We start from the raw sequence: 26,426 nt of genomic DNA, 5'->3' as shown, positions 1-26,426 counted from the left end.
GTCCCCCTCCCTCCCTCCCCCCCCCCCCCCCCTCCCCCCCCCCCCCCCCCCCCCCCCCCCCCCCCCCCCCCCCCCCCCCCCCCCCCCCCCCCCCCCCCCCCCCCCGCTGCGGGGGGAAGCACCTGAGCGATCTGTTACGACGGGGGAATCGCGTCAGGCACTGCGGGGGGTGGCAGAGATGGTCCGCGGGGCAGGGGATTCGGCGTCCACCTGCTCGTGGTCCCTTTGGTCCAGGTTCACAAAGATCATTCCGTACCGTACGGCGCACCGCACAGGCTGCGGCGCCCCCCGAGGCCGCCGCAGACACCGGTAAGCCCGTACGTCCTCGTCATCGTCCCGCGTGACGACCACCGGCTCGCCGAAAACGGTCACCATCAACGAGTCACCACTGTGGGGGATGGCGGTGACCAGGTCGATGAAGTGCCAGCCGGAGCGGTAGGCGGTGGCCATTTCACGGCGGAAGGAGCGGTCGTCGGGTGGAGTGGTCACGGTCAGCTCCCGGCTCCATCGGCCCCAGGGCTCGGCCACTGGGTGTTGTCAGCGGCTGCAGCATTGTTCACGCCCACCGCCGGCCACTGCGTGTTCGCCCGAATCCCGTCCTTCGCATCGGAGAAGCCGCTCAGCGCACCGAGGGCCACAACGGCGGAGAAGGTGGCGACAAGCACCGAGCGAAGCATTTTGTTACGCATAGTCGGCTTCGTCCTCACTTGAAGGTCCCCTTTTCCCCCGTCGAGTACGACGATGGCTCATTCAGGCACGTCATGGCCACACAATCAGTGCATCATGTTCCTGCATGTTCAGGACCCTGGGGGGTGGAGATTTGAGCACTAATCGGACTAAGGGTGCACATCCCCACCCAATTACCGAGCTCTGCGAAGCGGGAAGCCGTCTCTATACCACAGCTCTGCGCGTCGGACGGGTCGCGCGGGCTGACGCGGAGTCCGCTCCCTGCCTCGTCGAACTCGCCCTGCTGCACCCCGATCCCGACGATCCGACCTGGCTGCGCCCCGTGCCGCCGACGGTCGCCCTGGCGCAGCGTCTGCACCCCCTCGAGCGGGAGATCACCGAGCGCCGACGCCTCTCCGTGCAACTCGCGGACACCTTCGAGCCGTTCATGGCGCTGGGCACCCAGGCGACGGCAACCAGCGACTCCATCACGGTATTGGAGGGCGGTGAGCGCATCAACGCAGCGCTCAACCTGGCGACCTCCCAGTGCCAGACGGAGCTTCTGACGGTGCAGCCCAGTGACCGGGTCTCCGAACGGAGCCTGCTGCGCAGCCTCGAGCGCGACAGGCCGTTGATCGAACGCGGCGTCAAGGTCCGCAGCCTCTACCAGCACACCGCCCGGTACAACCCGGAGAAGCTGTCCTACGTCGCCCAGCTCTCCGAGGGAAAGGTGGAGTACCGCACCATCGACGAGCTGGTCGAGCGTTTGATCATCTGCGATGGGGCGGTCGCCTTCATCCCCGCGCGTGACGACCAGCAAGTGGCCCTGGAGTTGCGCCATCCCGGACTGGTCCGCTATCTGATCAAGGTCTTCGAGTACCTGTGGGACCGAGCTGTCCCGATGAGCACCGGCACTCCCTACGAAGCGGCCACCGGCGGCATCACGGACATCCAGTACTCCATAGCCAAGCTCCTGGTCGAGGGCCATGTCGACGAGGCCATCGCACGCCGTCTGGGCATGAACGTACGCACCTGCCGTGCTCACATAGCCAAGCTGGCCTCGGCCCTGGGCAGCGGCAGCCGGGCCCAACTCGGGTATCTCATAGCGCAGTCGGGGATCCTGCAGCAGGATCACTGAGAAGGAGGAAGCCCCGAGTGACCGCGGCGCCGCACCCCACGCACGACGCGGCAGAACTGTGCCCCGCCGGAAGGGAGTTGTACGAACGGGCGCTGCGCGAGGGGCACGTCCCCGCGGAAACCGCCCGCGCCGCGCCCTGCCTGCTGGACTTCGGCCTGCTGCACCCCGCCGTCGACGACCTCCACCAGCTTGAGCCCGTGGTGCCGGCCGTCGCCCTCCACCGTCTGCTGCGGCTCTCCGGGGAACGCATCGCGAGCGAACGGCGACGCGAGGAACGGCTGGCCGAGACCTTCGGGCCGCTCATTGCCGCCCAAGGGCACGACCCGGCCTCGGGCGGCACCCCGACGCTGACGCTCCTCAGCGGAAAGGAGCGGATCAACAAGGCCATCACCGAGGCCATGGCGGACGCGTCCCGCGAACTCCTCACCGTCCAGCCCCGCGCCCGGTTCACCAGGGAACGGGTCGAGGCGGCCTATGCCGTCGCCACCCGCCGCGACCAGGCACTGCTGGACCGCGGCGGCCGCATCCGCACCCTCTACCAGCACACCCTCCGCCACTCCCCCATCACCGTCGCCCACCACGAACGGCTACGGGGCGACATCGAGGCGCGTGCGCTGGACGAGGTCACCGACCGGCTCATCGTCGTCGACCGGGCGGTCGCCTTCGTCCCCGCCGACGGCGACGGCGGCCTCGCGCTGGAGATCCGCCATCCGGCCATCGTCGGCTACCTGGCCACCACGTTCGACCGCCTCTGGCGCCTCGCCACCCCGGTGTTCCCTGACGCCGCCCCCCAGCCCTCCAGCAACGGCATCACCCCCCGCCAACGCGCCATCGCCGCCCTCCTCGTAGAAGGCCACACCGACGCCGTCATAGCCGACCGGCTCGGCATGAACATCCGTACCGCGCGTGTTCACATCGCCAAGCTCGCGGCGACGCTGGGCAGTCAGAGCCGGGCACAGCTCGGGTTTCTCATCGGACGGTCGGGGATTCTTGACCCGGAACCCTGAGGGACGCGGCGGAGCGCGGTGGGCCGTCCAGGCCTGCCTGGGCGATGCGTACGCCCAGTTGCGTACGGCTCGCCGCCCCCAGCGTCTCCGAGAGCCGGGCGATGTGCGCCCGGCAGGTCCGGACGCTTATCCCCAGCCGTTCCGCGATCACCGCGTCCTGGTGGCCCTCCGCCAGCAGGGCCGCGATGGACTGCTCCCGGTGGGAGATGCCCTCGATGCCGGTCTCGGGGAGCGGCGCGGTCAGGGGGATGGCGAGGCGCCACAGGCGCTCGAACATGGTCACCAGGTACTCGACGATCGCGGGATGCCGCAGCTCCAGGGCCATCGTGCGGTCGGTGTTGGCGGGGATGAAGGCCACCGTCCGGTCGAAGAGGATCAGCCGGTCGATCACCTCGTCCAGGGTGCGCGCCTCCACGGCGTCACCCATCAGCTCCAGATACGTCAGCAGCCCCTGCCCGTGCCGGGCGACATGGGTGTACAGGTCCCGCATCCGCACGCCCCGGCCGCGCAGCGCCAGCGCCCGGTGCAGGCCCTCGGAGAGTTCCGCCTCGCGCCGGATGCCCCCGGGCTGGACCGTGAGCACCTCGGTCGTGCACGCCTGGGTCGCCTCGTCCACCGCCGTCTGGATCCGGGCGAGTCCGTCCAGCACCCGGATCGCCGACCCCTCCCCCCATGACGAGGCCGGACGCACCCGGCGGCCGAGACCGGCGTACCACTCGACGGCCTCCACCGCCGAACCCACCCGCCGCTGACTCGCGCTGACCTCGTCGTACATCCCGCGCAGCAGCCGGGTCATGACCTCCTGCGGGGAGGTCGGCACCAGCCAGTCCATGTCGTCGGGGTCCGGGTGCAGCAGGGCGAGTTCCAGCAGACAGGGCACCGGTTCGGCATCCCCGCGCGGCACGCGGCCCCGCCGTACGGCCCGGGAATACACGCGATCCCCGGCCTCGCACAGTCGGTCAGCACCGTGTGGATGCTCCTCCGCCCCGTGCCCGGCCATCGCCCATCCCACCCCCGGTCGCCGTCTTTCCGCAGCGCAACTATGCGCGGACCGGCCCTGCTCCGCAACACGGCTCCCCCGCACCCACGGCCCTTTTCCAGCCGTTTTGCCGCCGAATACACCCCCCTCACGGGCTGCTGAACCCTGAAGGGGGTGGTGCGGGCGCAGCCGGCGTGTGACCCTCTGTGAGGACGGCCCCGACCAGGCCCGTCCACGGACACCTCGGAGGCCCCGTGACCGTCAACACCGGGGTGGACCCCCGGCGTCTGCCCGCTGTCGACGCGCTGCGGGGTTTCGCCCTGCTGGGCATCCTGGTGGTCAACAGCGCCCAGATGATGGACCCTTACGTCACGGAGGGGATCCGCCGGCCGGACGCGCCCCCGTGGGACCAGGCCGCAGTCTGGCTGGTGACGGCGCTGGCGACCTTCAAGTTCTACCTGCTGTTCTCGTTCCTGTTCGGCTACAGCCTCACCCTGCAACAGGCCTCCGCCGAGCGGGACGGAGGAAACGCCACCGCGCGTTTTCTGCGCCGGTCCCTCGGCCTGGTGCTGCTCGGACTGGCACACGCGATCCTGCTGTACAGCGGCGACATCCTGCTGACCTACGGACTCCTCGGCCTGATCCTGCTGTGCGCTCGCCGGATCAAGCCGGCCACCGCCGTGAAGGCCGCCGCCTGGATCTACGGGGTCTACGTCGTCGTCCTCACCGCACTGGGGGCACTGGCCACGCGGGTGGACGACGAGGAGCCCGCGTCACACGAGCCGATCGCGCAGCCCGTGGCCGCCTACCGCGGCAGTCCCGGCACCGTCGTCCAGGAGAACCTGGACCGGCTGCCCGAGGCGCTCCTCGGTTCCCTCCTCATGGCTCCGGGCGTGCTCGGCGCGTTTCTCCTCGGTCTGGCCGCGGGGAAGCGGCGCCTGCTCGCATCCGGCGGAGCGGACCGCCCTCGACTGCTGTGGATCACGGCCGTCGGCCTGTCCGCCGGAGTCCCTGGCGCCCTCTTCTTCGCCTCCGCCGCGGACGGTCCGCTGGACGCCCGGTGGCAACTCCTGGGCATCGGCGTCGGCATGCTGACGGCACCCGCCCTGTCGGCCGCGTACGCCTGCCTCCTGCTGCTCCTGCTGCACTCGTCGTGGGGAGACCGGGTGCGGCGGCTGTTCGTCCCGGCGGGGCGCCTGGCGCTCACGAACTACCTCGGGCAGTCCCTGATCATGATGTTCGTGGCCACGGCGTACGGCCTGTCCCTCTACGGGCAGGTGGGGCCGGCCGCCGTGCTGCTGCTCGCGGGTGCCGTCTACGCGCTGCAGCTCGCTCTCAGCACGGTGTGGACCCGGCGCCACCGGCACGGGCCCGCCGAGTGGCTGCTCCGGGTGATCACCCTGGCCGGACGGCCGGGCAGGGCCGGCACACCGGGAGCGCCGGAGCGCGAGGCGGCCCACCGGGGCTGAGCGGCTCCGTACGCGCGAAGCCGCTCGTACGCGCGAAGCAACTCCTCACCGGCTCACTTCAGGCCGATCGCCTCGCACGCCGCCCGGTACTTGGCCGTGCAGATGTCCGACAGCTTGTAGATGTCGTCCGCGACCACCGTGTCCTTGATGTTCCCCTTCGTCAGCGCGACCACGGGCACCAGCTGGGCCGGTATGCCCTTGTGGGTGGGGCTGTCGACCTTGTCGCGGGTGAGGGCGGCGAACTGGATGTCCCGGCCCTGGACCTTGGCCACGGCCATCTCCGCGGCGTTCTCGGCCTCCTGCGGGTACGACTTGTACACACTCATGTACTGCTCGCCCGCGATGATCCGCTGCACCGCCGGGAGCTCCGCGTCCTGCCCGGTGATCGGGGGCAGGTCGGTCACGCCCGCGACCTCCAGCGCCTTGACGATGCCGCCGGCCATGCCGTCGTTGGCGGAGTAGACGGCGGCGATGTCGTCCTTGCCGATCGCCTGGATCGCGTCGGCCATGTTGGCCTGCGCGTTCTCCGGCTTCCAGTCCTTGGTGTCGAAGGACTGCGCGATCGTCACCTTGCCGTTCAGCGCGGACATCGCACCCGCCTTGAACTGCTTGGCGTTCGGGTCGGTCGACGAGCCGTTCATCATGACGATCTTGTCGGAGAGGCTCGCGTCCTCGCCGATGGCCTCCAGCAGGCTGCGCCCCTGGACCTCGCCGACCAGTTCGTTGTCGAAGGAGATGTAGGCCTCGATCGGTCCCTCGGCCAGCCGGTCGTAGGCGATGACCGGGATGCCCGCCTCCTTGGCCTTCTTGACGCCGCTCGCGATGGCCTGCGAGTCGACCGCGTCCAGCAGGATCACGTCGACCCGGTCGTCGATCATCTGCTGCATCTGGCCCGCCTGCGTGTCGGCGTCCGCCTCGGCGTTGGCGTACTCGACGCGGCCCTTGTTGTTGGTGAGGGACTCGACCTTCGTCTTGATGATCGGGTAGTCGAAGTTCTCGTACCGGGTGTTCGCCTTCTCCGGTAGCAACAGGCCCACCGTGATGTCGTTCCCCTTGGCCGGGCTCGCGTCGTCACTGCTCCCCGTCGCGTTGAGCGCGCCGCAGCCGGCGAGCGTGACGGACATCGCGGCCGCGGCCACGGATATGGAGATACGACGACGCATGTCGGGAGCTCACTTCACGTGTGATTCGGACGTGGGCACAGCTTTGTGGCCCATGTGACTGAAAAGCCAACGCGGACGCGGCCCCCAGCGTCAAGCGGAAGCACTTAACGAGATGACAACACCACGCTCCGCGAGCGTTGTGAAGACTCTGCGGAATCACCTCCAGGCTCCCTGCACGGGCCACCCATCGGCGGGAGACCCGGCGAAACCGGGCCAAGACATGCGAAAGGGGCCGGGAGTTGCCTCCCGGCCCCTTTCACAGACTCTGGACAGGCAGTCAGTCCGACTGCTGCTGCCGCTTCGGCCGCCACACCACCAGCGCGCTGCTCTGCTGTACCTCCTGGTACGGCACGAGGTCGCGGCGGTACGACGCGTGCACCGCCGCCTCGCGCTGGCGCATCGCCGCCGCCGCGCCGTCGAGCGCGTTCTCCAGTTCGGCCGCACGGGCCTGGAGCGCGGCGACCTGGTTCTCCAGTTCGATGATGCGCTTGATGCCGGCGAGGTTGATGCCCTCGTCCTGCGACAACTGCTGCACCTGACGGAGCAGTTGGATGTCGCGGGCCGAGTAGCGCCGGCCCCGGCCGGCGGTGCGGTCGGGGGACACCAGGCCGAGGCGGTCGTACTGGCGCAGGGTCTGAGGGTGCAGGCCGGACAGCTGGGCCGCCACCGAGATGACGTAGACCGGGGTTTCCTCGGTCAGTTCATACGGATTGCGCCGACGACCGTCCATCTGCCTCATGCTCCCTTCGCGGCCTGGAACAGATCCGCCCGCGGATCCTCACCCGAAGTCGCCTCGCGATACGCCTCGAGTGCGTCACGAGCCTTCCCCGTCAGGTCCGTCGGAACACTCACCTCGACGGTGACCAGAAGGTCCCCGCGGGTGCCGTCCTTGCGGACCGCGCCCTTGCCCCGGGCGCGCATGGTGCGGCCGTTGGGCGTGCCCGGCGGCAGCTTCAGCGTGACGGGCGGGCCGCCCAGCGTCGGCACCCGGACCTCGCCGCCGAGGGCCGCCTCGGCGAAGGTCACCGGGACGGTGACGGTGAGGTTGTCGTCCTTGCGGCCGAACACCGGGTGGGAGTCGACGTGCACGACCACGTACAGGTCACCCGCCGGGCCGCCCCGCTCACCGGGTGCTCCCTTGCCGCGCAGCCGGATCCGCTGGCCGTCGCTGACGCCCGCGGGGATGCGCACCTGCATGGTCCGCGAGGACTTGGCCCGGCCGCTGCCCTTGCAGACCTCGCAGGCGTGCTCCGCGATCAGGCCGCGGCCCTTGCAGTCCGGGCAGGGGTCGGTGAGGGAGAAGCCCCCGCCGCTGCCCCGGGCGACCTGCCCGGTGCCGACGCAGGTCGGGCACACGCGCGGTGTGCCGTTCTTGTCGCCGGTGCCCGAGCAGGCCTTGCAGGGTGACTGCGAGGACATCCGCAGCGGGACCGTCGCGCCCTCGATCGCCTCGGTGAAGCTGAGCGTGACCTCGGACTCGATGTCCTGGCCGCGCCGCGGGTGCGTGCGCGTCCCCGCGCCCGCGCCGCCGCGGTTGAACAGGCCCCCGAAGACGTCACCGATCCCGCCGCCGAAGCCGCCGGCTCCCTGTCCTTGGCCCTGGGGGCCGCCTCCGAAGAGGTCGCCCAGGTCGAAGTTGAAGGAGCCGCCGCTCCCGCCGGGCCCCGGCCGGAAGCCGCCGTTGCCGAAGAGGGCGCGTGCCTCGTCGTACTCCTTGCGCTTCTTGGGGTCGCCGAGAATGTCGTTGGCCTCGGAGATCTCCTTGAAGCGCTCCTCCGCCTTGACGTTTCCCTTGTTGGCGTCCGGGTGGTTCTCGCGGGCGAGCTTCCGGTACGCCTTCTTGATCTCGGCCTCGGTGGCGTCCTTGGGGACGCCGAGGACCTTGTAGTAGTCCTTCTCGATGAAGTCCTTGGTGCTCATCCTCGACGCCCCTCCTTCCTGTCGTCCGATATGACGTCAGCCCTCGTCCGGGCCACCGCTCTCCTTGTCGTCGGCGTCGGCGGACTCGTCCGCCTTGACCGTCTGCGCCCCCGGCTGGGGTTCGGCCACAGCCACCCGCGCGGGGCGGATGGTGCGCTCGCCGATCCGGTACCCGGGCTGCAGAATCGCCACGCACGTCGTCTCGGTGACGTCGGGTGCGTAGCTGTGCATCAGGGCTTCGTGGATCGTCGGGTCGAAGGGCTCGCCCTCCTTGCCGAACTGCTGCAGGCCCATCTTCGCCGCGGTGCTCTCCAGCGACTCGGCGACGGACTTGAAGCCGCCGACCAGTTCGCCGTGTTCACGCGCGCGGCCGATGTCGTCGAGCACGGGCAGGAGCTCGGTCAGGAGATTCGCGATGGCGATCTCCTTGACCGCGATCCGGTCGCGCTCGACCCGGCGGCGGTAGTTCTGGAACTCGGCCTGGAGGCGCTGGAGGTCGCCCGTGCGCTCGTTGAGCGCCGTGCGGGCCTGGTCCAGCTGGGCCACCAGGGCCACGTCCTGACCCGTGTCCCCGGCCGGGGCCGCCCCCTCCTCGGAGGAGGAGGCGGCCTTCGGCTCGGCGTCATCGGAGGTGGCGCCGGAAGGGACGTCGGGCTGCTGCTCGTCGAAGCCCGGGGTCTCCTCCGTCACGCGGCACCATCCTTCCGGTCCTCGTCGACGATCTCGGCGTCGACGACGTCGTCGTCGGCCTTGGCGTCACCGGCACCGGCACCAGCGCCGGCTCCGGCGGAGGCGCCGTCGGCCTGCGCGGCGTTCGCGTCGGCGTACATGGCCTGGCCGAGCTTCTGCGAGACGGCCGCGACCTTCTCCGTGGCGGTGCGGATCTCGGCCGAGTCCTCGCCCTTGAGCTTTTCCTTCAGCTCATTGACGGCCTCTTCGACCTCGGTCTTGATCTCGCCCGGGACCTTGTCCTCGTTGTCCTTGAGGAACTTCTCGGTCTGGTAGACGAGCTGCTCGCCCTGGTTGCGGGACTCGGCGGCCTCGCGGCGCTTGTGGTCCTCCTCCGCGTACTGCTCGGCCTCCTGGCGCATGCGGTCGACCTCGTCCTTCGGCAGCGAGGAGCCGCCGGTGACGGTCATCTTCTGCTCCTTGCCGGTGCCGAGGTCCTTCGCCGTGACGTGCATGATGCCGTTGGCGTCGATGTCGAAGGACACCTCGATCTGCGGGACGCCGCGGGGCGCCGGGGGCAGACCGGTCAGCTCGAACATCCCGAGCTTCTTGTTGTACGCCGCGATCTCGCGCTCGCCCTGGTAGACCTGGATCTGCACGGAGGGCTGGTTGTCCTCGGCGGTGGTGAAGATCTCGGACCGCTTGGTCGGGATCGTCGTGTTCCGCTCGATGAGCTTGGTCATGATGCCGCCCTTGGTCTCGATACCGAGGGACAGCGGGGTGACGTCGAGGAGCAGGACGTCCTTGACCTCGCCCTTGAGGACACCGGCCTGCAGGGCGGCGCCGATGGCGACGACCTCGTCCGGGTTGACGCCCTTGTTGGCGTCCTTGCCGCCGGTCAGGTCCTTGACCAGTTCGGCGACGGCGGGCATACGCGTGGAGCCACCGACGAGAACGACGTGGTCGATCTCGGAGAGGTTGATCCCGGCGTCCTTGATGACGTTGTGGAACGGCGTCTTGCAGCGCTCCAGCAGGTCCGCGGTCAGCTGCTGGAACTGGGCGCGGGTGAGCTTCTCGTCGAGGTGCAGGGGGCCCTCGGCGGAGGCGGTGATGTAGGGCAGGTTGATCGAGGTCTCGGTGGACGAGGACAGCTCGATCTTCGCCTTCTCGGCGGCCTCGCGCAGACGCTGCAGGGCCATCTTGTCCTTGCCCAGGTCCACGCCGTGGCCGGACTGGAACTGCTGGACCAGGTAGTCGACGATGCGCTGGTCCCAGTCGTCACCACCGAGGTGGTTGTCACCGTTGGTGGCCTTCACCTCGACGACGCCGTCGCCGATCTCCAGCAGCGAGACGTCGAACGTACCGCCACCGAGGTCGAAGACCAGGATGGTCTGGTCGTCCTTGTCGAGGCCGTACGCCAGGGCGGCCGCGGTGGGCTCGTTGACGATGCGCAGGACGTTGAGGCCCGCGATCTCGCCGGCCTCCTTCGTGGCCTGACGCTCGGAGTCGTTGAAGTACGCCGGGACGGTGATGACCGCGTCGGTCACCTTCTCGCCCAGGTAGGACTCGGCGTCCCGCTTCAGCTTCTGGAGCACGAAGGCGCTGATCTGCTGCGGGTTGAAGGGCTTCCCGTCGAGCTCGATCTTCCAGTCCGTGCCCATGTGCCGCTTGACGGAGCGGATGGTCCGGTCCACGTTCGTGACCGCCTGGCGCTTGGCCACCTCTCCGACGAGCACTTCACCGTTCTTGGCGAAGGCGACGACGGACGGCGTGGTCCTGGCGCCCTCGGCGTTGGTGATGACGGTGGGCTCGCCGCCCTCCAGAACGCTGACGACGGAGTTAGTCGTGCCCAGGTCGATGCCGACCGCACGTGCCATGGTTGATTCCTCCAGCTGACTTGAGTGGAACGGACTCAAGTGTGCACGACGGCCCGCAACCGGTCAACAGAGCTGAGTCGACCGGACTCAAGTCTTATCCGTTCCTTACACGCAACGGGACTCTGACCTGCGGTGACATCTCACGCCGAGGGCCACGGGAGGGGTACACCGAGACGCGTGACACAGCGAGGACGACGACGAGTGCCGCCCCCGCCACCCACCACAGCGCGTCGTCGCCGACCCAGCCGGCGTGCGCGAGTACCCCGACGGCCACCCCGGACAACGCCCCGGTCCCCAGCAGCAGGCTCGCGCCCGGCGCGGTCAGCCCGAGCCGCCGCAGCCGGTGCGCGAGATGGTCGGGGCCACTGCGGAGAACGGCCCGGCCGGCCATCCGCCGCGACAGCAGGACCAGCCCGGCATCGGCACACACCAGGGCCGTCAGCGCGAACAGCACCCCCGCGCTCTCCCCGAGCCCGAACCCGGCCCGCGCGTACACGGTCCCCATGGCGATCACGAACCCCGCGGACATGGACCCGCACGCGCCGAGCGCGACCCGGGCGGGATGCCAGTTGTGCATGAGGAACCCGGTCAGCGCGGCGGCCAGCACGCTCATCAGCACGGCGATCCCGTCCATCACCTCGACCGCGGCGCAGACCCCCACCCCGAAGGCGGTGACGACCCCCACGGTCCCGGCGAGCCCGTCGGCGTGATCGACCCCCCGGAACCCGAGGGTCAGCCCCGCGACCCACACGACGGCCAGCAGCCCGGTCCCCACGCCCGTCTCCCCGTACGGCACGACGCACGCGGCCGCCACGGCCGTACCGGCGAACAGCACCCGCCGCCGCAGCCGCCAGACGTCGTCGACCAGCCCGAGCAGGGCCACCACACCCCCGGCGACGAGCAGTTCCCGCACCTCGCCCCCGGTCGGCACGCCCTCCACCCAGCCGTAGGCGCACACCACCCCGCCGGTGACCACCACGACGGCCACACCACCGGACAGCGGCACCTCTCGCTGCCGCCGCCGGTCGACCAGCCGCGACCACCGGGCGGGCGCCCGGAGGAGGGCGGCGAGCAGGGCGGTGAGCAGCAGGGCGATGGCGGCGGCAGCGATCCCGTAGAGCACGGATATAAGTTAGGCGGGACTATGACAATTCGGTACGACTAACACGACCGGATCGCGACCGGATCTGAGGCAACCCTCAGCGATTCAGATCACCCCCCACCCGGCTACAGTGCGGCGGAGGATAGGGGTAGTCTCAGACGGACTGCATAAGTTACCGCTTAGTAATCTCGGGAACCCTTCGAGACGGAGAGTCCCCGACAGAAACCCCTCGCAGGCCCGAGGAGCCCCCATGCAACTCGCCGCGATCATCGTGTCGCTGGTTCTGACCGTGGTCGGCGTCGCGCTGCTCGCACGCGCGATCGGCCAGTTCGTCCGGTATTTCAAGCTGGGCCAGCCGGTCCCGGCCGGTACGCGGACCGACAATCCCTACCAGCGCAGCGTGACCCTGGTGAAGGAGTTCCTCGGCCACACGCGCATGAACCGGTGGGGCATCGTCGGTATCGCCCACTGGTTCGTGGCGATCGGCTTCCTGACGCTGCCGCCGACGATCATCACCGCGTACGGCCAGCTGTTCAAGGCCGACTGGACGCTGCCGGTCATCGGCGGCTTCCTCCCCTATGAGCTCTACATCGAGTTCATCGCCGCGATGACGACCCTCGGCATCGCCACGCTGATGGTGATCCGTCTGCTGAACCTGCCGTCGCGCCCGGGCCGCAAGTCCCGCTTCGCCGGTTCGAAGATGGGCCAGGCGTACTTCGTCGAGTACGTCATCCTCACCATCGGCCTGGCGATCTACGTGCTGCGGGGCCTGGAGGGCGCGCTGCACCACGTGGAGGGCTACGAGGCCGCGTACTTCGCGTCGTACCCGCTGGTCCTGGCCTTCAAGGGGCTGAGCGTCGCCGCGCTGCAGAACCTCGTCTACTTCTTCGCGATGATCAAGCTGGGCACGACCATGATCTGGATGATCACGGTCAGCCTGAACACCAACATGGGTGTCGCCTGGCACCGCTTCCTGGCGTTCCCGAACATCTGGTTCAAGCGCGAGGCCACGGGCGGCACGGCCCTCGGTGCCCTGCAGCCGATGACGTCCGGCGGCAAGCCGATCGACTTCACCGACCCGGGCGACGACGACGTCTTCGGCGTCTCCCAGGTCGAGCAGTACTCGTGGAAGGGCCTGCTGGACTTCTCCACCTGCACCGAGTGCGGCCGCTGCCAGTCGCAGTGCCCGGCGTGGAACACGGGCAAGCCCCTCTCCCCCAAGCTGCTGATCATGTCCCTGCGGGACCACGCGCACGCCAAGGCGCCGTACCTGCTGGCCGGCGGCGGCAAGACGATGGAGGGCGAGGAGAAGGCGTCCGAGGAGCAGCTGGCCGATGTGCCCGCGGCCGCTCTGGCGGAGGCCGAGCGCCCGCTGATCGGCACCGCCGAGGAGAACGGCGTCATCGACCCGGACGTCCTGTGGTCCTGCACCACCTGCGGTGCCTGTGTCGAGCAGTGCCCGGTGGACATCGAGCACGTCGACCACATCGTCGACATGCGCCGCTACCAGGTGATGATCGAGAGCTCCTTCCCGTCCGAGGCGGGCACGATGCTCAAGAACCTGGAGAAGAAGGGCAACCCCTGGGGCCTGGCGAAGAAGCAGCGCCTGGAGTGGCTGAAGGAGCTGGACTTCGAGGTCCCGGTCGTCGGCAAGGACATCGAGGACCTGTCCGAGGTCGAGTACCTGTACTGGGTCGGCTGCGCGGGCGCCCTCGAGGACCGCGCGAAGAAGACGACGAAGGCCTTCGCGGAGCTCCTGAACATCGCGGGCGTCAAGTTCGCCATCATGGGCGGCGACGAGAAGTGCACGGGTGACTCCGCCCGCCGCCTGGGCAACGAGCCGCTGTTCCAGGAACTCGGCATGGAGAACGTCATGTCCCTCAACGCCGCCTTCGGCGAGGAGATGGACGACGAGGGCAAGGTCACCGACGAGTCCCGCAAGCCGAAGTCCGCCAAGAAGATCGTCGCGACCTGCCCGCACTGCCTCAACACGCTCGGCAACGAGTACCCGCAGCTCGGCGGCGACTACGAGGTCATCCACCACACCCAGCTGCTCCAGCACCTCGTCGACGAGGGCAAGCTGATCCCGGTCACGCCGGTCGAGGGCATCATCACGTACCACGACCCGTGCTACCTGGGCCGCCACAACAAGATCTACACGCCCCCGCGCGAGATCATCGCCAGCGTCCCGGGCATCCGCAACGAGGAGATGCACCGCCACAAGGAGCGGGGCTTCTGCTGCGGCGCGGGTGGCGCCCGGATGTGGATGGAAGAGCGCATCGGCAAGCGCATCAACAACGAGCGCGTCGACGAGGCCCTGTCGGTCAACCCCGACATCGTCTCCACGGCCTGCCCGTTCTGCCTCGTCATGCTCACGGACTCCGTGAACGGCAAGAAGAACGACGGCAAGGCCAAGGAGTCGATCACCGTCGTGGACGTGGCCCAGCTCCTGCTGGACTCCGTCAAGACGCCGGTCCCCGCGGAGGGCTCCGACGATGACAACGACGGCGGCGAGCCGCCGGCGGGCACGTCGGACTCGGAGAGTGCCCCGGAGCCGGAGCCGGTGAAGTAGCTCCTCCTCTGTCGCGGTTGTTTCCGACGTCCCCTGCTGTGAGGAACAGCAGGGGACGTCGTTGTTCACAGGCCCGTCGCGATGTTCCACCGCTGATGGACCGAAGCCGGATGGTAGATTGTGAGAAAGTCAGAAAGTTGGAGAGTCGCAATTTGACGTATTACTGGGTAGCCTGAGTAGCGAAGGAGACATGGAAGGTGAGAGTGGGAGGTCATCCATGGCTGCGGCTACGTTCCAGGCCAGCGTGCGCGACAAGGGGCAGCTGACGCTGCCCGCAGGCGTACGCGAGGCGCTGGGGGTCTCCCCAGGTGACGAGCTTGAGTTCGAGATCAATGACGCCGGCGTCGTCGAGGTTCACGGACTGAGGAAGATCCGCACCGATCAGGCCTGGTTCTGGACGGAGCGGTGGCAGGCCGGTGAGCGCGAGGCCAGTGAGGACATCGCGGCTGGGCGCACGACCCGCCACGAGGACGTGGACGGCATGTTCGCGCACCTCGACAAGGAGAGCTGACCCCGACCCCTTGGAGGCCCTATTGCCGACCTTCGCGACGACTGCCCGCTTCGACCGCGACTTCAAGAAGCTCCTCCCGAAGGAGCGAGAGCGGTTCGAGGAGACCGTCCGGAACAAGTTCGTACCGGACGTCGCGACTGGGCAGTTTCGGCCCGGCCTCCGAATCAAGCCGGTCCAGGGAGTCAGACTCCCTGACGGCGAGCGCCCCGTCATGGAAATGACCTGGGCGCCTGACGGGCGCGCCACCTGGCAGTACGGAGAGGAACTCCGCGCAGGCGAGCCGCACGTCATCTGGCGTCGGGTCGGTGGACACGAGATCTTCGATCCGGGTCCCGCCTGAGAAACCGAGAGCGGCCCACATGAACACGTCCGGGCCGCTCTCGTGTCGTTCCGCTGGGTTCGTGTTGCCGAACGGCGGGCTTTTCACGCGCAAGAACACGAGACACTTTCAGCTGGGCAGGATGCATCGTTGCCGGCCATGGTCGACGGTGAGACTGGCCTCGACGGCCGACATAGTCACCGACGAAAGACATCGATCAGAAATTTGATTCTCTCGAACAGAATCGTTCGGGCCGCGCGTCATCGGCGGGCGGTAGCCGATGCGGGATGTGTGGTCTACGAGGTGCGTCACACTCGGGAGTTCCTGCCGAGACGACTCCGCGGGATCCCTCGGCCGACAACATTGTTATGTGTTTTCACAGCGGCCCCGTGGGAATGAAGAACGCGTTGAATCGGCCACTCTGCAGGCCGGTTCGCGCGTACGAGGGTGGGGACCGGCGAGCGCGATTCTTCCTGTCCCCTGCCCGCATCCGGTCTGAGGGGGAGGGCTGGGTTGAGCCATTCACCGTCCGTCAGCGCGTTCGTGCCCAAGGTCGTCGCGGCCATCGATTTCGGAACACATGGCTCCGGATTCGCCTGGGCGACTGTTTCGAATCTGCAGAACATGGTCAACAACCGCTATATCGTCTACCAGGACTTCGTACCCCATGGTGGCAGCAGTTCCTATCCGAAGGATCTGACGGCCGTCCTGGTGAATCAGTACGGAACGGCCGTGGAGTTCGGGTTCGAGGCCCGCAAACGCTGGCAGACCGAACTCAGCCGGGGAAATCCGAGCCGTCTCGGATACGCCACCAGGTTCAAGATGGCGCTGCGGTCCGACGCCCCGCGGGTCGACGTACCACGCTTCCTCGGCAGCCTCGCCGGGGCCGACCGCCAGACGGTGCGGAGGTTGATCGCGGACTGTCTCGGCAAGCTGTACCGGACAGCCCTCAAGGAGATCGAGGCGACCAGCTACCGCGGTATCGGATTCACGGAGGACGACATCCGCTGGTGCATCACGGTACCCGCGATCTGGACGGACTCCGAGAAGCGGGCGATGCGTGACGCCGCGGCACAGGCCGGCATGCCCGCCGACGCGGAACGGCTGCTGCTCGTCAGCGAGCCGGAGGCGGCGGCCGTCTACTGCGCGCTCACCCCCGGCACCCTGCTCGGACCGACGCGGCCCGAAGGCCGTCTCGACGTCGCGACGGCCGGCAGCCGCTTCATGGTGGTCGACTGCGGCGGCGGCACCGTCGACATCACCAGCTACCAGATCCGCCCGGAAGGCGTCGGTTCCAACCGGCTGGCAGAGATCGGTATCGCCGACGGCGGCCCGCTGGGCTCGGCCTACATCAACCAGCACTTCGTCGAGCAGGTGCTCGCCGACCGCTTCGGTGTCGAGCAGTTGAAGGCACTGACGGTCTCCCACCCGCGGGAGATCGCCATGCTGGAGGACCGCTGGGAGGAGCAGAAGCTCGGCCTGCACTCCGAGACGGAGCCCGACGGCACACCGACCCTCACCAGCTCCTGCGACATCGAAGTACCCGGCCGACTCTGGGAGGCACTCACGGAGTCCACCAGGGAGCGGCTGACGGAGCTGGCCTTCGACGACCCCTATCACCTCGTCCTGACCCCACAGGAGGTCACCGCACTCCACGACTCGGTGGTCGAGCCGGTTCTGGACACGATCGAACGGCAGTGCCGGACCGTCCTCGACGGCGGCCCCGTCAAGGGCGTGGACCAGATCCTCATCGTCGGCGGATTCGCCCGCTCCACCTATCTGCGGGACCGGATCGCCCACCGGTTCGGCGGCGAGATCAAGGTGGTGATCCCGCAGGATCCCGCGGTCGCCGTCCTCGGCGGGGCCGTGCACTTCGCCTACGACCCGTCCGTCATCTGGGGACGCCGCTCCAAGTACACCTACGGCTTCCAGTGCTCCATGCCCTTCCGTGACGGGGTGGACCCGGTGGACAAGCGCTTCGTCAACGAGGAAGGGGAGGTGAGCTGCAGGCGGCGATTCCGCGTCATGGTGTGGCGCGGCGACCTGGTCCCCGTCGACCGGGTCGTCGAGGACAACCTCAGGGTGACGGAACGCAACGTCCGCACCTTCGACATCCCTTTGCTCGCGACCTTCAGCGACGATCCGCAGTACGCCGACGAGGAGGGCTGTGAACGTGTGGGGACGGTCACTGCGGATGTCTCCGGCTCAGTGAACCTGCCGTCCACCAAACGCAGGCTCGACATCTACTACGCGTTCGGCGGCTCGGAGATCGCGGTCGAAACCCGCGACCGGGTCAGTGGCGCGCGTCGCAAGGCCACGATCACGTTCACGGAACTGTACGGACGGCACGGGTAAGGCAGGTGGGTGATTCATGGACCGGAGCACAAACGGCTTCGACTCCGAGGACCAGGAGCACAACGAGTGCATGGAACCGGGCTCCACGCGGGGGTGGGGAGCGGGCAGGAAGGACAAGAACAAGCGCGACACCGCTGCCGGGTGCCTGTGGCTGCGCGAGCAGGTCGTCGAGGACATCAAGCGGCAGACCGAGGCCCTCACCACGCGGACGGAAGCAAGGACAGAAGCCCTGCAGCGCAGCGTGGACAGCCTCGGCAAGCGGCTCGACGCGGTGGCACACAACGTCGAGTTGCTTCTGGACGCCCTGCGCGACCAGGGAGTGCGCGACGCGATCGACGCGGGCCGCGCCACCTCCGACGTCCATCGCCGTCACCTCGAACTCGCCCAGACGTACCGGACGCTGGTGACGCAGGCCCTGCGCGACCTGGGACGCCTGCTGTGCCCCAAGGACGGGGACGAAGGACGCACGGAGCTGGCGCGGCGTCGCGCCCAGGCCGTCGCGCACCTCGTCGTGCTCCTGTTCCAGCCGCTCGACCAGCCGATGTCCAGCACCCCGGATGAGATCGTCGCCCGGCTGCGCGCGCTCGGCCTGGCCACCGAGGGAACGCAGTTCCGGGGCCAGTTCGTCGCCGTGTTCCGGAGGGCGGCGGAACTGCGGGAGGGCGTGGCGGGCCTTACGCTCACCGCCGAACTCGACTTCGCCGTCGACCTGACGGCCCTCCCGGCGGACCACTACCAGCCCTGGGAAGAGCGGCAGGCCGACGACGCCCAACCGGAGTTCCTGATCGCTCCCGCGTACGTCGTGGGCGGCGACCGGCCCCAGAGCCTCAGCCGGCCGATCGTGTTCGTGACACCGACGGGCCGCCCGTGAACCGGCCGTTGAACCCGCGCGAAGTCGCCCGAGGCGTCCCGCTGGTGGACGATCGGCTGCTGCTCGAACTGCTCAACGACCTTCACACCGCGGACGACCTCGTGCGGGCCACGGTACGCCAGGGGTTCTTCGCCAGACTGCTGAGCCAGGTCACCGGGCGCCGGCGCAGACAGGACCTAGCCGTCACCGGCGCCCTGGTCGGCGCTCAACGCGACACCCTGGCCTGGCTGTCCAGCCTCACCGCACGGCTCGCGGTCACCGACCTGGTCGTCGCCGAGGTCACCGACGAGGTGGCCCGGGTCCGCGAGGACGCGAAGATACTCGACAGCCGCCTGGAATGGGCCGAGGGCGATATCCGCGAACTCGCCCTCGTGCTGGCGGAACTCGCCGAACAGACCGGGCGCGGGCTGGCCGAGCACGACGAGCGGCTGCGCAAGGTCGAGAGCAGGCTCGCCATCGACGACGCGGTTCGACGCTGGCGCCACCCCCGCCCCGATCCGGGACTGGGCCGCCTCTTCGGGGCCGTACTCCTGGCCCGGGAGGTCGCCGCCGGCCCCGCCGGAGAGTTCTCCGACACCGAACGCGGCGCCCAGGTCGAGCAGGAGCTGGTCGACCGTATGCTTCAGGACCCGCCGACACCGTGGTTCGACGGCGTCAGATCCGTGACCGGCCTGCTGGCCGAGGCCACCCGCCACCTACCCGGCGACGACCACAGGGCCATGCTGGCCGAACTGCTGGGGGAGGGGCTGCGGGAGGAGCTGACCGGTGCGCGCGGGCCTCTGAGCACCGCACTCAGCACAGCGGCGGCTACCACGGTGCGGGGCGCGGACCCCGACGCCGTGGCGAGAACGGCGCTGCGCGGCGCGGTCCGCAACGGCACCCGCTACGTCGCCGCCAGCCTGACCGCGGAGGAACTGCTGCGGCAGCTGGTCGGAGAGCAGTTCGCGGAGGCGGCCGCGCGCCGCTCCCGGCTCCAGAAGGCGAGGAGCGCCTCATGACCGGCTCGGCGGACTTCACCGGCCTCGGACGCAAGGCTCTGGAGGTGGCCCGGCGCCCGGGGACTCCGCACCAGGGCCCGGGGACCTCGCACCAGGACCCGTCCCCCGGTCCGGTCGGCCGATCCCGGGCGCCAGGCACCCCGCACACCTCCGTGCGCATCGGGCTGGTGCTGGCCGGCGGCGGGGCCAAGGGCGCCTACGAACTCGGAGTTCTGGACTACATGGCGGAGCGAGGCGCCCGCGTGTCCGCGATCGCCGGCACCAGCATCGGTGCCCTCAACGGCGCCGTGCTGGCCAGCGAGGAGTCCCTCTTCCACGGCGTCGAACGGCTGGCCACTTTCTGGGAACGCTTCTCCGTCCGCATGGGAGTCGCACCGTCCGAGGCCCGGGGGCTGCCGCTGGACGAGGCCGGAGTCGCCATGGAGAGCACGGCACGCCAGCTACGGCGTCTGGGCCCGCGCCTGCGGGCTCTCCAGCGGCGGACCACCCTGCTCGAAGAACTGATCGACGAGGCCGTGGACGCCGAACGCATCCGTGCCGGGCTGCCCCTGTGGGTCACCGCCTATCCCCTGGCGGGCCACCATGCCGTGCCCCAGCGACTGCGGCACCTCAGGGAGATCGGCCGGTGGATGGGCGGTGCCCGGGCCACCATCATCCGGCTCAACGACCTGGCCGCACCGCAGGTCCGCGAGGCGGTCCTGGCCAGTGCCGCACTCCCGTTCGTCTTCCCGACCCGAGTGGTCGAAGGATGCGCCTACCTCGACGGCGGCCTGGGCCGCGGTGACCGCACCCCCGTGCGCGCGTTCGCCTCGGAGGAGCACTGCGACATCCTCGTCGTCCTGCATCTGCATCCCGATGCCCGGGTGGCGCCGGGCGCCGCGACCGGCCTCGTCCGCGTCGACATCCGGCCGAGCCTCCCGGTCGTCCCGCCGGGCCCGCTCGGTCCGCTGACCGGTCTGCTGAACTTCTCCCCCGATCGCGTAGCCGCCCTGCGCGCCCTCGGCTATCGCGACGCGGCCGACCGCTTCGACGAGACGGAGCGGCTACTGGGACGCCGAGGCGCCCTCGATGAAGCCGAGTCCGCGATGCTGTCCGCCCTGCAGCGGCTGAGGGGCGCATCACCGACGCCGTGAAGCGCGCGTGCCGAGGAGCCGCCGATCGCCGAGGGAGCCTTGTTGTCCGACCGCCTGCACGTGCTCACCGCCATCTACCAGTCCGACCGTGCCGACCGCTCCAGCACCCTCACCGTCAGCCTCGCCACCATGGGTGCCGCCGTCACCTATCTCGTGGGCACGATCGCCTTCTACGACAAGCTCGATCTGCTGGGCTGGGCCATCAGTCTGTTGCCGTTCCCCCTGATCTGCGTCCTGGCCTTCCAGGCCCAGTTGGTCAACCTGGCCGCCGTCCGGGCCCGCTCCATCCTCACCCTCGAGAAGGCGCTCCTGGACGCGGTGGAACCTCCGAGCGGCCCCCACTTGGACCGGGCCGTCCTCGGCGTGACCGCCAGCGAACGGGCCTCCAACCTGCACACGGCCGCCCGCCGGCAGCGCGCCGCGACCCTCATCGCCTACCTGGGCGTCGGTCTCATCGACGTGCTCTACATCATTCTGATGCTGGTCAAGGCCGCCCCGCACCTCTCAGCCTGGATCACCGTCCCCGCCACCATGTACGGCGCGCTCCTCATCCTCGTGGCCCTGGCCTGGCACCACAGCGTCACCAACCTCGACTTCCACGCGGTCGGCGGCCCCTGACCCACAACCGGCGCCCGGCCCGAAGCAGAGCGCCCCCCTTAAGGGTGTCTTGTAGAACACCTGCCCGGTGAACCCGCGCATCCATATGGCGCATCCGTTCGAGTCGCACCCCTCGAACGAGGTACACGCCATCGATTCTGCGATGCGTGATCAAAAACCTCAGGCGTGCCGCGCTCGCGGTCGCACTCGTTGTCCTTGCCCTTCTGGCATCCACTCCGGCCCAGGCGCACGGTCGGGCCGCCGAGCCGCGCACCCTCCCGATGGCGACCGCGGTCGGCGTCCTGCCCCTGGCGGAGGAGGTGCGGGAGGGCTACCAGCGCACGAGCTTCCGGCACTGGAACGCGGGCCAGAACCCCACCGACGGCTGCAACACGCGCGCGGAGGTGCTCATCTCCGAGGCGGTCGACCCGCCCGAGATCCTGGCCGGCTGCAAGCTCTCCGGGGGGCGGTGGTGGTCGTACTACGACGCCCGGTGGGTGACCGAGGCCGGCGGCCTGGACGTCGACCACATGGTGCCGCTCGCCGAGGCCTGGGATTCCGGGGCATCGCAATGGACCGCCCAGCGGCGTGAGGCGTACGCCAACGACCTCGACGCCCTGACCTCCCTCATCGCGGTCACCGCGGCCTCGAACCGCAGCAAGGCCGACAAGGATCCGGCCGAGTGGCTGCCGCCGGCCGCCGGCGTCACGTGCCGGTACACCTCGGAGTGGGTCGGGACCAAGCTCCGCTGGGGCCTCACCGTCGACACCGTCGAGTTCGAGGCACTCACCCGACTCGCGCAGGACTGTCCCGACACCACCGTGACGTTCGATCCCGCGCCGTAGGACCGTTGTCCCGCCTCGGCGACGGGGCGGGACCGGGTTGCCTGGAGGCTACGGCCCTGGAGCGGGCGGTACGTCTCCGTGAGGTGCGGTGCCAGTACCAGTGCCAGGCGGGGCGACGCCGCCCTGGACGCCGTAGGGGTGGCCGGGCATGACCCCGTACGGCATGGCGTACGGCGGGTACGAGGCGTACGGCGGGTGCGGGGCGGGCAGGGGCACCGGCGGGGCGAGGCGCTGCGGTTGGTGGCGTCGGGCCAGCCACAGTACGAGCGCCGCGTACATCAGGGTGGTCGCCACGTCCGCGAGGGCGAGTGGCCAGGGGGAGTCGGCCGCGGTCTCCTCCGATGTCAGCCCGTCGACGACCGCGGCGAGGGTGCCGAAGGCCACCAGGTTGTTCAGGACGTGCAGCGCGACGGCTGCCTCCAGGCCACCGGTACGGATGGTCAGCCAGCCCGCCACCACACCGAAGACCAGCAGGCCGACGAAGCCCCAGGTGGTGCCCCAGCCGTGGGCGGCGGCGAACAGCGCGGCCTGCGGGAGCACCGCGAACCAGGGAGAACGGGCGAACGCACCGACCGACTGCGTCAGCCAGCCCCGGAAGACGTACTCCTCGGCCGCGGCCTGCACGGGGACGAAGACGGCCAGCACGCCCAGGGACGTGAGGAACGACCCCCAGCCCACCCACACCTCGGACTCCCCCGCGCCGGTCTCACCGTCGGGGAGGAGGAACGCGGTCCCCGTCAGCACGGCCACAGGGAGCACCGCGGCCAGCAGACACCACCCCAGCCAGCGCCACCGCAGCCGTCCGGCGACCGACGACACGGTTCCGACCGGTCGCCGCCCCGGCCACAACACGGCCAGCAGCACCAGCGGCAGGGCGATCGCGATGGACGTCAGCTCCATCGCCGTGTTGCCCAGCGGCCCGAAGTCGGCTCCGCCATCGGGAAGTTCGGGGGTATCGGCCAGGGCCCCGAAGACGTAGGTGACGGCTATGAGTAAGAGGACGAATATGAGATAGGCGCCGAAGAACAGCAGAGTGCCGACCAAGGGCCGCCACCAGCGGTGACGGCCTGTGCGGCGGTCCATACGGTGGTAGGGGAAGCCCGTGGGGTCCTGTAAGGGCGTTGTCATGATCGCCACTATGCAGGCTCGGACCGTGTCCTGGGCAGGGCGTTGCGGGTTCGGTGGTGGAAGGCCAGGAGGGCGAGGAAGGCCGTGGTCGTGAACCAGATGAGCTGGGCCGTGAGGTAGGCGGAGACCGGGTCGTGGGAGAAGCCCGCGGCGACGGCGGCCTGCATGGCGCCCCACGAGGGCAGCAGGCGGACGAAGGTGCTGTCGACACCGGAGTTCGCGACAGGGCTCTGCAGGGCGATGTCGACGACGCTGGTCATGAGCATCGCGAACATGCCCTCGACTTCCCGGCGGAAGAGGGATCCGAAGATGACGCCGAGCGCGCCGTAGGTCATCGCGTCGCCGAAGAACGCGATGGCGAGGAGGACGGGCCGGTGCGAGGGCCAGGCCGGCCACATGACGGCGGTGGCGTAGGCGGCGACGGTGGCGGACGCGAGGATCAGCGAGGTGATCTTGGCGAGCGCGAGGTGCGTACGCGGGTAACCGGCCATGGCCAGGCGGCGGTCGAAGCGTCCGCCCGCGAAGGTGGCGGCGAACATCATGAATCCGGTGATCAGGGTGACGGCGTTGATGGCGCCGGAGATCTGGGTGAGTTCGTTGCCCGGGGGCGACAGGAGCCGTCCGGTGTCCCGGAGGCGGTACGGGGTGGGGGCGTCCGGGATGTTGGCGTAGCAGAGCGTCACCCAGGTGGGGATGTACAGCACGACCAGGAGCATGGCGAAGCGGTTGCGGGCGTGTTCGACGAGGTTGTACCGGGTGGCCGTGGCGAACAGGGCCAGGTGCCGTCTCACGCGGTCACCTCGTCAGGGGAGTGCAGCACACCGTCTTCCAGACGCCACAGTTCGTCGAGGCGCTCGGCGTCGTAGGCCAGGTGGGAGACGACCAGGACGGACCGGCCGGCGTCGCGCAGCCGGGCCGCGAGATGCCAGAACCGCTGGTAGGTCTCCCAGTCGAAGCCCTGGTAGGGCTCGTCCAGGAGCAGCAGACGGGGGTCGCGCATGAGGGCGAGGGTGAGGTTCAGTTTCTGCCGGGTCCCGCCGCTGAGCAGCCCGGCGCGCTCGTCGGCGTACTCGGAGAATCTGAGCGTCTCCATGATCCCTTCGGCATGGCGCAGGTCGGGCAGGCCGAAGGCGGCCTGGAAGAACGCCAGGTGCTGGCGGACCGTCAGGGCGTCGTTGAGGACGACCTCCTGCGGGCAGTACCCGAAGCGGCCGTCGCGGCGGACGCTGCCGCGCCGCGGGCGCAGTTCACCGGAAAGGATCTTCAGCAGGGTCGACTTGCCGGTGCCGTTCTCCCCCACGATGCCGACCAGCGCGCCCGGCCGTACGGTGAGATCGACGCCGCGCAGGACCGCGCGCCGCCCGTAGGCGTGGCGCAGCCCCCTCACCTCCAGCGTGGAGTCGTCCGTCAACCGCATCGGCCGGTCCTTCCGTCGCTCACGCCGGGAGGAGGACGGTCCGGTCCGGGTACAGGACCATTCCGGTGGGAACGGTTCCGTCCCAGACATGGCCAGGGCCGTGGTAGCGCTCGCTCTCCAAAGTCCAGCGCAGGTGACCGCCGAGCAGCTCCCACCAGGCGTGCGCGTAGGCATGGAGCGCCTGCGCCCCGTCCGCCTCCTTCCAGGCCCGCCGGAGACGGTCGACGTCGTGTTCGGCCTGGCGGATCAGCCCGCACAGTCGGTCCACGGCGGCCTGCAGTGTGAGGTCCTCGGTGCGCCGCAACACGTGAACGGCGTTCATGGGTACGGGCGCGTCGCGTTCCTTCCGGTAGGAGAAGAGGTCGTTGACCAGCGTTCCGTGGGCCAGACACGCGGTGTGCAGCGTCTCGAGCTCCGGCGAGTGCGTCACCTGCTCCAGATCGACACCGACGCTGCGCTCCACCCCCACCGTGAGGAAGTTGAAGCCCGAGTCCGTACGGCGGAAGTCCAGGTACGAGGTGAGGTCCCTGGTGTGCTCCTGCCGGTCCCTCCCGGCGTGGCATCGCACCCACTCGGACAGTCCCTTGCGGTGACGGGCCTTCTGCCCCGGCGAGAGATGTGTGCGCGCCTGCGACAACGAGTCGGCCCACAGCCGCAGGTCGTCCGACTCGACCGCGATTCCGGACTCGTCGGCGACGGCCTTGTAGGCATCGATCAGCAGGGGCGACGTGTCCGGATCCTCGAGTACGTCGTCCACCATGAACCCGGTCGTGGTGAACAGGGCGGCGTCCAGGAGGTATCCGGTGTCCGCGGACGGGGCCGCCCGCGCGGCGAGCCCGATCATGTCGTGCCGCTTGATGCGGTCCAGCACCTTGTCGCGCTGCCGTCCGATCAGCCGCTCGGCGAACCACTGGTCATGCCGCTCACGCAGGTGCGCGTGCTGAGGGTTGACCTTGTCCAGAGGGAGCATCGTCCCCCCGAGCGGAAGGTCCAGCACCACACCCTCCGGACGACTCCGGTCCACAGCGCTCACGGGCTTCTCCTTCGGGTGCCTGGTCGATCGGCCGACTTGACCAACGAGGGGCGACGGGCCAGGTAATCGGGAAGCCATATGAACTTGCGAGGAGTCGACTGAGCCGGGCCCGGGACGAGTGAAGTTGAGCCGTTGACGGGGCAGGCGCGTCCCCGAGCCCCTACCGTCTCCCCTCGTGACGACGACAATGCGGGGCGTCGACCAAGGCGCGCTCACCGCCACTACGTTCACCACCGTCTTCGTGCTGGTCATGGACGCCGGTGAGTACGACCTGCTGAACGGTGTCGTGGGCGTGGTCTGCGCGCTCATCCTGCTCGCCTACTACCGGCCACTGCCCTCGGAGACCCGGTTCGACGCCCGGACCAGCGCCTGCGCCTTCGGCGCGGTCGCCGGTCTGCAGTTGGCGAGCAGCGTTTCGTGGGTAATTCAGCTTGTCGTCAACTCGGCGGTCGGCAGCGGGCTGATGCAGCTGAGCAAGGAGTGCCGTGACAGGAGCCAGTGCCTGGGGGACGCGGCCGACCTACCTGTCGTGCTCTTCTGGGCCGCGGCCGCCCTGCTGCTGGGCCACCGGCATTACCAGCGTTTCCCGTACGTCCCGCCCGCCACGTGAGCATCGCGGCGGCTCGAAACAGCCGCTGAACGTGTGACCGCATCCCT

Annotated in this window: 25 protein-coding genes; 13 read left to right on the top strand and 12 right to left on the bottom strand. The window is 69.4% G+C overall.

What is annotated here, in order from left to right; all coding sequences use genetic code 11:
• Window positions 1–153: 153 nt before the first annotated feature.
• Complete coding sequence (locus tag ACZ58V_RS25505) at window positions 154–489, bottom strand: Rieske (2Fe-2S) protein (RefSeq protein WP_189725667.1); 336 nt, start codon at window positions 487–489, stop codon at window positions 154–156.
• Between the two features lie 304 nt (window positions 490–793).
• Between ACZ58V_RS25505 and ACZ58V_RS25500 the strand changes: the two genes are divergently transcribed.
• Complete coding sequence (locus ACZ58V_RS25500; protein ID WP_468192798.1) at window positions 794–1,804, top strand: helix-turn-helix transcriptional regulator; 1,011 nt, start codon at window positions 794–796, stop codon at window positions 1,802–1,804.
• A 17-nt stretch (window positions 1,805–1,821) separates the two neighbouring features.
• The gene (locus ACZ58V_RS25495) at window positions 1,822–2,811 is read left to right on the top strand and encodes a LuxR C-terminal-related transcriptional regulator (RefSeq protein ID WP_471292538.1); all 990 of its coding nucleotides are present in this window, start codon (window positions 1,822–1,824) and stop codon (window positions 2,809–2,811) included.
• Here the strand turns inward: ACZ58V_RS25495 and ACZ58V_RS25490 are convergent.
• Entirely contained in the window at window positions 2,774–3,811 is a 1,038-nt protein-coding gene (locus tag ACZ58V_RS25490) for a helix-turn-helix transcriptional regulator (protein WP_468192801.1), read from the bottom strand. The genes ACZ58V_RS25495 and ACZ58V_RS25490 overlap by 38 nt on opposite strands.
• A gap of 233 nt (window positions 3,812–4,044) precedes the next feature.
• On the opposite strand from ACZ58V_RS25490, the gene ACZ58V_RS25485 reads away from it, so the two are divergent.
• Window positions 4,045–5,259: a DUF418 domain-containing protein gene (locus ACZ58V_RS25485; RefSeq protein ID WP_471292537.1), complete on the top strand. Its 1,215-nt coding sequence runs from the start codon at window positions 4,045–4,047 to the stop codon at window positions 5,257–5,259.
• A gap of 53 nt (window positions 5,260–5,312) precedes the next feature.
• Here ACZ58V_RS25485 and ACZ58V_RS25480 read toward each other — a convergent pair whose 3' ends face one another.
• The 6 genes from ACZ58V_RS25480 to ACZ58V_RS25455 all read right to left on the bottom strand — a co-directional run bounded on the left by ACZ58V_RS25480 (window position 5,313) and on the right by ACZ58V_RS25455 (window position 12,011).
• Window positions 5,313–6,422, bottom strand: coding sequence for a sugar ABC transporter substrate-binding protein (locus ACZ58V_RS25480; protein WP_468192804.1), 1,110 nt, complete (start codon window positions 6,420–6,422; stop codon window positions 5,313–5,315).
• Between the two features lie 277 nt (window positions 6,423–6,699).
• Window positions 6,700–7,152 carry a heat shock protein transcriptional repressor HspR gene (locus tag ACZ58V_RS25475; RefSeq protein WP_184594941.1) on the bottom strand — a complete coding sequence of 151 codons (453 nt, stop codon included), beginning with the start codon at window positions 7,150–7,152 and terminating at the stop codon, window positions 6,700–6,702.
• 5 nt (window positions 7,153–7,157) lie between these two features.
• Entirely contained in the window at window positions 7,158–8,342 is a 1,185-nt protein-coding gene (gene dnaJ, locus ACZ58V_RS25470; RefSeq protein ID WP_189725662.1) for a molecular chaperone DnaJ, read from the bottom strand.
• 36 nt (window positions 8,343–8,378) lie between these two features.
• Complete coding sequence (gene grpE, locus ACZ58V_RS25465; protein ID WP_189725661.1) at window positions 8,379–9,032, bottom strand: nucleotide exchange factor GrpE; 654 nt, start codon at window positions 9,030–9,032, stop codon at window positions 8,379–8,381.
• Window positions 9,029–10,888 carry a molecular chaperone DnaK gene (gene dnaK, locus ACZ58V_RS25460; protein ID WP_328412370.1) on the bottom strand — a complete coding sequence of 620 codons (1,860 nt, stop codon included), beginning with the start codon at window positions 10,886–10,888 and terminating at the stop codon, window positions 9,029–9,031. The genes grpE and dnaK overlap by 4 nt, the downstream gene beginning before the upstream one ends.
• A 94-nt stretch (window positions 10,889–10,982) precedes the next feature.
• A complete protein-coding gene (locus tag ACZ58V_RS25455; RefSeq protein ID WP_471292534.1) occupies window positions 10,983–12,011 on the bottom strand; it encodes an MraY family glycosyltransferase in 1,029 nt (342 codons plus the stop codon).
• Window positions 12,012–12,240: 229 nt separating this feature from the next.
• Here ACZ58V_RS25455 and ACZ58V_RS25450 point away from each other — a divergent pair, with 229 nt between their 5' ends.
• The 9 genes from ACZ58V_RS25450 (at window position 12,241) to ACZ58V_RS25410 (ending at window position 22,191) form a co-directional block, all read left to right on the top strand.
• Window positions 12,241–14,562, top strand: coding sequence for a (Fe-S)-binding protein (locus ACZ58V_RS25450; protein ID WP_471292532.1), 2,322 nt, complete (start codon window positions 12,241–12,243; stop codon window positions 14,560–14,562).
• A 217-nt stretch (window positions 14,563–14,779) separates the two neighbouring features.
• Window positions 14,780–15,073, top strand: coding sequence for an AbrB/MazE/SpoVT family DNA-binding domain-containing protein (locus ACZ58V_RS25445; RefSeq protein WP_079130912.1), 294 nt, complete (start codon window positions 14,780–14,782; stop codon window positions 15,071–15,073).
• Window positions 15,074–15,095: 22 nt separating this feature from the next.
• Window positions 15,096–15,413, top strand: coding sequence for a hypothetical protein (locus ACZ58V_RS25440; RefSeq protein WP_471292530.1), 318 nt, complete (start codon window positions 15,096–15,098; stop codon window positions 15,411–15,413).
• A gap of 492 nt (window positions 15,414–15,905) precedes the next feature.
• Window positions 15,906–17,747, top strand: a complete 1,842-nt coding sequence (locus ACZ58V_RS25435; protein ID WP_471292528.1) for an Hsp70 family protein — start codon at window positions 15,906–15,908, stop codon at window positions 17,745–17,747.
• A 16-nt stretch (window positions 17,748–17,763) separates the two neighbouring features.
• A complete protein-coding gene (locus tag ACZ58V_RS25430) occupies window positions 17,764–18,618 on the top strand; it encodes a hypothetical protein (RefSeq protein WP_471292526.1) in 855 nt (284 codons plus the stop codon).
• Window positions 18,619–18,662: 44 nt separating this feature from the next.
• Window positions 18,663–19,616, top strand: a complete 954-nt coding sequence (locus ACZ58V_RS25425) for a hypothetical protein (RefSeq protein WP_471292525.1) — start codon at window positions 18,663–18,665, stop codon at window positions 19,614–19,616.
• Window positions 19,613–20,749 (top strand): patatin-like phospholipase family protein, encoded by a 1,137-nt coding sequence (locus ACZ58V_RS25420; protein ID WP_471292524.1) that lies wholly within the window; start codon window positions 19,613–19,615, stop codon window positions 20,747–20,749. The genes ACZ58V_RS25425 and ACZ58V_RS25420 overlap by 4 nt, the downstream gene beginning before the upstream one ends.
• A gap of 42 nt (window positions 20,750–20,791) precedes the next feature.
• Window positions 20,792–21,367, top strand: coding sequence for a hypothetical protein (locus ACZ58V_RS25415; protein ID WP_471292522.1), 576 nt, complete (start codon window positions 20,792–20,794; stop codon window positions 21,365–21,367).
• Between the two features lie 146 nt (window positions 21,368–21,513).
• Window positions 21,514–22,191: an HNH endonuclease family protein gene (locus ACZ58V_RS25410; RefSeq protein WP_471292520.1), complete on the top strand. Its 678-nt coding sequence runs from the start codon at window positions 21,514–21,516 to the stop codon at window positions 22,189–22,191.
• A 48-nt stretch (window positions 22,192–22,239) separates the two neighbouring features.
• Here the strand turns inward: ACZ58V_RS25410 and ACZ58V_RS25405 are convergent, their stop codons facing one another.
• From ACZ58V_RS25405 to ACZ58V_RS25390, 4 genes are read right to left on the bottom strand one after another with little or no spacing between them, the layout of a single operon-like run.
• Window positions 22,240–23,319 carry a lysostaphin resistance A-like protein gene (locus ACZ58V_RS25405; RefSeq protein ID WP_471292518.1) on the bottom strand — a complete coding sequence of 360 codons (1,080 nt, stop codon included), beginning with the start codon at window positions 23,317–23,319 and terminating at the stop codon, window positions 22,240–22,242.
• A gap of 8 nt (window positions 23,320–23,327) precedes the next feature.
• Window positions 23,328–24,110, bottom strand: coding sequence for an ABC transporter permease (locus ACZ58V_RS25400; RefSeq protein WP_471292517.1), 783 nt, complete (start codon window positions 24,108–24,110; stop codon window positions 23,328–23,330).
• Complete coding sequence (locus tag ACZ58V_RS25395) at window positions 24,107–24,736, bottom strand: ABC transporter ATP-binding protein (RefSeq protein WP_471292514.1); 630 nt, start codon at window positions 24,734–24,736, stop codon at window positions 24,107–24,109. Before ACZ58V_RS25395 ends, ACZ58V_RS25400 begins: the two co-directional genes overlap by 4 nt.
• Before the next feature lie 19 nt (window positions 24,737–24,755).
• Window positions 24,756–25,769 carry a terpene synthase family protein gene (locus ACZ58V_RS25390; protein WP_471292511.1) on the bottom strand — a complete coding sequence of 338 codons (1,014 nt, stop codon included), beginning with the start codon at window positions 25,767–25,769 and terminating at the stop codon, window positions 24,756–24,758.
• A gap of 175 nt (window positions 25,770–25,944) precedes the next feature.
• Between ACZ58V_RS25390 and ACZ58V_RS25385 the strand changes: the two genes are divergently transcribed.
• Window positions 25,945–26,379, top strand: coding sequence for a hypothetical protein (locus ACZ58V_RS25385; RefSeq protein WP_471292509.1), 435 nt, complete (start codon window positions 25,945–25,947; stop codon window positions 26,377–26,379).
• The last annotated feature ends 47 nt before the right edge of the window (window positions 26,380–26,426 follow it).

The sequence above is a fragment of the Streptomyces sp. NPDC040589 genome (assembly GCF_055594445.1).
This window is presented reverse-complemented; position numbering and strand designations above follow the sequence as displayed.

Coding starts and splice junctions, on each gene's coding strand:
- ACZ58V_RS25500 (WP_468192798.1), top strand. CDS start 794: ATGTTCAGGACCCTGGGGGGTGGAGATTTGAGCACTAATCGGACTAAG.
- ACZ58V_RS25490 (WP_468192801.1), bottom strand. CDS start 3,811: ATGGCCGGGCACGGGGCGGAGGAGCATCCACACGGTGCTGACCGACTG.
- ACZ58V_RS25480 (WP_468192804.1), bottom strand. CDS start 6,422: ATGCGTCGTCGTATCTCCATATCCGTGGCCGCGGCCGCGATGTCCGTC.
- ACZ58V_RS25475 (WP_184594941.1), bottom strand. CDS start 7,152: ATGGACGGTCGTCGGCGCAATCCGTATGAACTGACCGAGGAAACCCCG.
- dnaJ (WP_189725662.1), bottom strand. CDS start 8,342: ATGAGCACCAAGGACTTCATCGAGAAGGACTACTACAAGGTCCTCGGC.
- dnaK (WP_328412370.1), bottom strand. CDS start 10,888: ATGGCACGTGCGGTCGGCATCGACCTGGGCACGACTAACTCCGTCGTC.
- ACZ58V_RS25450 (WP_471292532.1), top strand. CDS start 12,241: ATGCAACTCGCCGCGATCATCGTGTCGCTGGTTCTGACCGTGGTCGGC.
- ACZ58V_RS25445 (WP_079130912.1), top strand. CDS start 14,780: ATGGCTGCGGCTACGTTCCAGGCCAGCGTGCGCGACAAGGGGCAGCTG.
- ACZ58V_RS25430 (WP_471292526.1), top strand. CDS start 17,764: ATGGACCGGAGCACAAACGGCTTCGACTCCGAGGACCAGGAGCACAAC.
- ACZ58V_RS25420 (WP_471292524.1), top strand. CDS start 19,613: ATGACCGGCTCGGCGGACTTCACCGGCCTCGGACGCAAGGCTCTGGAG.
- ACZ58V_RS25405 (WP_471292518.1), bottom strand. CDS start 23,319: ATGACAACGCCCTTACAGGACCCCACGGGCTTCCCCTACCACCGTATG.
- ACZ58V_RS25395 (WP_471292514.1), bottom strand. CDS start 24,736: ATGCGGTTGACGGACGACTCCACGCTGGAGGTGAGGGGGCTGCGCCAC.